This is a genomic window from Bacillus sanguinis (genome assembly GCF_018332475.1).
Taxonomy (GTDB): domain Bacteria; phylum Bacillota; class Bacilli; order Bacillales; family Bacillaceae_G; genus Bacillus_A; species Bacillus_A sanguinis.
Window position 1 is genome coordinate 1 of record NZ_BOQB01000222.1, and the last position, 5,829, is coordinate 5,829.

A 5,829-nucleotide genomic window follows, 5' to 3' on the forward strand; every position below is an offset into this window, starting at 1 on the left:
ACATTTTTTCAAAAAAGTATTCCATTTTTCTTCATTTTCTTTTAGAATAAGTAATGTTTTCCTGAAAAAATATAAGAGAAACGTCTATTAGAGAAAAAGGTGACTTTAATAGTTGAACGAACATAACACCTAGAATGACAGATGGGGTGGTACAAATAGAAAAGAAGTTAGGATTTTTTCCATTAATTGCATTAGTAGTCGGAACAATGGTTGGTGGCGGTGTTTTTAGTTTACCGCATGATTTAGCAGTAGGAGCAAATAGCGGCTCTATAATAATTGGATGGTGTATTACAGCGATGGGAATGATTCCACTCGCACTCGTATATCAAACGTTAGCAAGACAAAAACCAGAGCTTGAGGGCGGAATTTATAGTTATGCACGTGCTGGTTTCGGTGAGTATATTGGATTTAACAGTGCTTGGGGATACTGGCTAGCAGGAATTTTAGGAAATGTTGCAACAATCATGTTACTGTTTAGTACATTAGGTTATTTCTTCCCCATTTTTAAAGGGGGAAATAATGTTGCGTCTATCGTTGGAGCATCGCTTTTATTATGGACACTTCATTTTCTAATTTTATTTGGAATTCGTGAAGCATCTATTATGAATGTGATTGCAACAATAGGGAAATTAGTTCCAATCGTATTATTTATTGTTGTAATGGTAACAGCGTTTCGTTGGGATACATTTACACATGATTTTTGGGGAGAAGGAACAATCTCAGTTTCCTCTATTCTTGGACAAGTGAAAAATACAATGCTTGTAACTCTTTGGGTTTTCATTGGGGTTGAAGGAGCGGTTGTATTATCAGGTAGAGCGAAAAATAGCCGAGATGTTGGTAAAGCGACAGTACTTGGACTTATTTTAGTAATGTCTATTTATATTTTAATTTCTGTCTTGTCAATGGGAGCGATGACAAGAGGAGAGCTTTCCGTGTTAGAAACCCCGTCGATGGGACATGTATTAGAACATGTTGTTGGGACATGGGGCGCAGTTGCGATTAACATCGGGTTAGTTGCTTCACTTGTAGGTACATTAATAGGCTGGTTTTTACTTGTTTCTGAAATTTCCCACGTAGCAGGAAAAGATGGCGTGTTTCCGAAGGTCTTTACGAAAACAAATAAAAAACAAACGCCACATATGGCATTATGGATCTCAAATGGTGTTGCCCAAATTATATTTATAATCGTTCTGTTTTCAGAATCAACATATCAAATTATGTATTTCATAGCGTCAACTTCAATTTTAGTACCATATTTATTATCAGCGTTATTCCAATTTAAATTAGTTATTACAAACGAACTAAAAGATGCAAAAGTAAAAAACGGCTCGTTAGCGTTAATTGCTTCTATTTATTCTGTATGGCTTCTATATGCAGCAGGTTTGAAAAATTTATTACTTGTTTCAATCGTATATGGAATCGGGATTATTGTTTACATGTATGCAAGAAAAGAAAAGGGAAATCGTTGTTTTAGAGGTATGGAGAGATATGTAATGTGGGCAATTGTTATTGCAGCTATCACATCGCTTTATATGTTATTGACTGGAAATATAAAAATGTAAAAGTCCTTTTAAAAAAAGGGCTTTTTTCTTTGTCTAGAGAATATTTAATACATAAGATATTCAGGAGGGATGAAAATGGAAGAAAAAGAACAGTTAACCAGAATTGTTGATTTAGCGAGTGAAGTAAGGAAAGTATTAGTGCAAGAATCCTTTTTTAATCATCATCCTGAACTAAGAGGAGTGATTGAAAATTTAGCGAGTGCTGTAGAGAATTTGGCGGAATTACAGCAAAATACAGATGAAAACGCTGAAGATCGATTACGATATGTACTTGCTAAAATGAAAATTGCACATAATGCCATTTTACAAGAGAAAAAAGCATTTCCATCTCATTAATATACGTTTTCATTTTGAACCTGGCGGATAAAGTCAGGTTTTTTGTTTCTAGTTTTTCGTTTCTTTCATACACTAAGAATAGTATGAAAAAAAGAAGGTGATGAAGGTGAAATTACATAAAGCTCTTCAGCCAAGTTTTATAAAACGAATGTACTATATGAGGTTTATCGGAAAGTTTACAAAAGCAGAGAGAGAGCAGAATGGAGAGAACTTCTTTGTACAATGCCTATCGCCAATACCATTCACGTTACAAGAGCAATTAAAAAATGAACCATACGTATTTGAAGGTTTATGTAGCAATAAAAAGAATGAAAAAATCTTTTCGGAATTAAAGAAAAGAAAATTAGAAAAGCAATTGGTTATGTTTCGTCTCTATTACGAGAGAGGACATATATATGTGGAGTTAATTTGTGCAGAAGAACCGCGAGAAATGGCAAATGGCTATAAAATGATTCCAGTACCTAAAGTTTCCGAATACAAAAAAGGAGAGTCTTTAGAAAGAAAACTTGGAAATGGCTATTTGTCATTTTTAATGCCAAAATATCCGAAAGACTTTGAGCCTCCTGAATTATTGTGGCACGATGGAAGGTTATATGGAAATATATCTTTAAAGTCATCATCAATTAGTTCAATCGCATATTTTGAACAGCAGCGGGAATGTAAGTATATAGACTTTAATGATTGGATGAAGCATGTAGAAATAGCGGTAGAAGATCAATTGTATTTTGTAAGTAATCATGTGTATGAGCAATTAAAAAAGCGAATGAATGAAGAAGGTAAGCTTGTAGAGGTAGAGGAAATAAAAGTGCAAAAGGATGAATGGGAGTGGGATGAGCGTGAATCCGTCTTTTTACAGTATGTAAAAAGTTTTGTGCGTAATAAAGGACTATATTTGGATGAAACGGACATTTACAATTTTCATATAAGTGCTAAAACAAATATGTTGACAATTCTTGGTGGTATACCAGGTGCTGGGAAATCCCGTTTTGTGCAAGCTTATGCAGAATCGCTTGGATTGCAGTATGGGGAAGAATTAGTTTGGATTCCGATTTCACCATCGTACCAAGAACCACATGATTTACTTGGTTACCTTCACCCAAATGGTACTTTTATTGAAAGTGAAACAAAATTAGTTAGGGCGTTAATGAAGGCAAAAGAAAATCAAAATCAGCTATATATAATCGTTTTTGATGAAATGAATATGTCACATATTGAGCATTGGTTTACCCCATTTCTATCTGTTCTTCAACTTGAAAAGCAAAATCGTATTTTAAATTTGTATGAAGGTGTACAAGAAAAAGAAAATCCAATTCCATCAACAATTGAAATTGGAGAAAATATTATATTTGTAGGTACTGTAAATTTTGATGAAACAACGAAAGAGCTCTCAGATCGACTATTAGATCGGACGAATTTAATAGCGTTACAAAAGATTCCATTTTGTGAGATGTGTATGGAACAAGAGAAAGTTGTATTACAGCCACCATTGAAAGTAACTGCGGGAGAATTCCGAATAAGTTGGATTAGGAATAAAGCGATGATTGAGGTGTTTTCTGAAGAAGAGTTAGAACTATTAGATAAGTTACATGCTGTATTGTCATCACACGATACGTCAAAGGGAATTTCTTTTCGATGTGCAAACGCAATAGCTACTTATTTGCAAAATATACCGTTCCAAAATAATCATTCCTATATGATCAGTAGAGAAGAGGGATTTGATTTACAAATCAAGCAACGTGTATTGACGAAAATAAGAGGGACTGAAATGATGGTGGGGTCTTTACTTTCTGAAGAAGTAAAAAGGGGAGCGACATTAGTACCTCTTTTGCAATCGCCACTTGCAAACAGAGTATCTACATTTGAACACTCTTTAGCATATATAAGAGAAAAGCGTAGAGAACTGGAGTTGTATGGTTATGCAAAATGAAGGGCGATATGAAACAGAAATCGTTGATACGAGAGAAACACTCCCTTTTGTATTAAAGTTAATCATTGGATCTGAGGCAAAAGGGGAATATATTTTATTAAATCGTCTTTGTACATCTACTACAGCATTAGTTCAATGTATTTATAAAGTGCAAGAATTAAAACCAATTAGATTGCATTACCTTTATGAAAGTCCAATGAATATTACTTTTATATGGAATAAAGTATATGAGGGACAGAAAAATATAAAAGAGTCAAAATATGAAATAAATGAAAAAAAACAAAAAATATTAATATATGAACATGGAAAAACGGAATTCTTTTATCCATGGCGTTGTGGATTATATCATTTTGAAGTGAATATAGAAGATAGAACGTATTATGGTGCTTTTCAAGTCGTTCCGAAAAATTTTTTTGATGATCAATTTGAAATGATTCAAAACTATGTGAAGTCAATTTTAAATGAGTTGATTTTAGATAGAGGTTATTATAAAAAGACTTTCTCTGCGCTCAGTGATATTGAAGATTCTTCATATTTAGTGTTACTTAGAAAGTTGCCGCAAAAAATGAAAAAGATAAAGCAAATTTTTAAGAAAATAGAATCGAGTTCAAAGTTTATACATGAATATATATGGGAAGAAAAAGAGCGGAAAGCAACGAGAAAAGGAGCCGTAGTGGCGGAAAGAAAACCGTATACAAAATATTATAATCGTAAGTGCATAGAACAAAAAAATAGTAAGGAAAATGCGTTTCTTAAATTTAAAGCGATGCAATTTTATCTCTATTTACTTGAAGCTGAAAGTTTTTTACGTCAAACAATTGAAATATTAGAAAGAGCGAAGAAGAAGAAATCAGAAGAATTTCAAGCTGTAAAAACGATTATACAAACAATTGAGCGTAATGGATCAGTGACCGATAGAGAGAAACAAAAATATAAAAATATACATTTACTAAAAGAGGCGGATTTACGAAAAAGTTCTATGAAGATACAAGAATATAAAATATTAGCGCATTTTGTACAGGAAAGTGTACAATACTTTCAAACTTTAATGCATTCTCCATTTTGGAGGGAAGTTTCTGAAACGGGTAAGATGAACTCACATAATTTACCGATACCACATCAACAACTACTACAGCATTTTGAGTTGCTTCCACAATATACAAATCAATCTCCATCTTTATTATTTGTTTATAAACCAACATTTTTAGTGTATGAATATTACGCTTTTTTTATCGTTATTTCCATGTTAGAGCAAATTGGTTTTGAGGCTAGAAATTCCATTCGTGAACAAATACAAAAACATTTTTATGTAGATGGATTACAGGATGGAACGACAGTAGTTTTACATCGAGATGATATTAGGGTACATGTCGCATTTAATGATTTAATTGAAACACATCCTCTTATTGCATTAAGTAAAGGGAGTAATTTTTATAATGGAGAAGATACGAAGAAGCCAGACATTCGCTTAGACTGTTATGTAAAGGAAGAAGGGAAATACGTATATCAATCTTCTATTATTATTGAAGTGAAGTATAGTCCAATGTACAATATTTTTCAGCACGTTGGAAATACGAAAGCAACTGAGCAAATGTATAAGTACTGGTCTATAAAATATGTAGAAGAACAGGATGGAAAGAGAGTCTATTATCGAAGGGCCATTTATGAAGTTATTTGTGTATATCCTGGAAGTCATATGCATAGTAAAAAAATTGAGTCTGGATGTGGTGTGTTCTTACAATTATATCCATATAAAACGAAACAAGGAGAAGAGAAATTAGCCGGAAAACATGGAATGGTACAAATTTTTGAGAAGTGGTTAAAAAGCATGAAGAAGTAAAAAAATCCTTTTTTATAAAGGGTTTTTTTAGATTAAGAAGAAATATATGCTGTATGGAAAACAGCTTCATACGATTTGAAGTTGAAAGTAATATAAATATGTAGCTAGAAGAACGGGATATGAGGGATAAAAGACGAGTAAGTTGGAATTTAATTCGTTTTGCA

General features: G+C 32.9%; 4 protein-coding genes. All 4 read left to right on the plus strand.

From position 1 onward, the window contains the following. Positions 1-134: 134 nt before the first annotated feature. The 4 genes from KI369_RS21610 (at position 135) to KI369_RS21625 (ending at position 5,665) form a co-directional block, all read left to right on the plus strand. Positions 135-1,562: a basic amino acid/polyamine antiporter gene (locus KI369_RS21610; protein ID WP_212957327.1), complete on the plus strand. Its 1,428-nt coding sequence runs from the start codon at positions 135-137 to the stop codon at positions 1,560-1,562. A gap of 75 nt (positions 1,563-1,637) precedes the next feature. Next, positions 1,638-1,898, plus strand: coding sequence for a hypothetical protein (locus KI369_RS21615; RefSeq protein WP_000391452.1), 261 nt, complete (start codon positions 1,638-1,640; stop codon positions 1,896-1,898). A 106-nt stretch (positions 1,899-2,004) separates the two neighbouring features. Beyond that, complete coding sequence (locus KI369_RS21620) at positions 2,005-3,825, plus strand: DUF8727 domain-containing protein (RefSeq protein ID WP_212957328.1); 1,821 nt, start codon at positions 2,005-2,007, stop codon at positions 3,823-3,825. Beyond that, on the plus strand, positions 3,815-5,665 hold the full coding sequence (locus KI369_RS21625; RefSeq protein ID WP_212957329.1) for a hypothetical protein: 1,851 nt from the start codon (positions 3,815-3,817) through the stop codon (positions 5,663-5,665). The genes KI369_RS21620 and KI369_RS21625 overlap by 11 nt, the downstream gene beginning before the upstream one ends. Positions 5,666-5,829 lie beyond the last annotated feature (164 nt).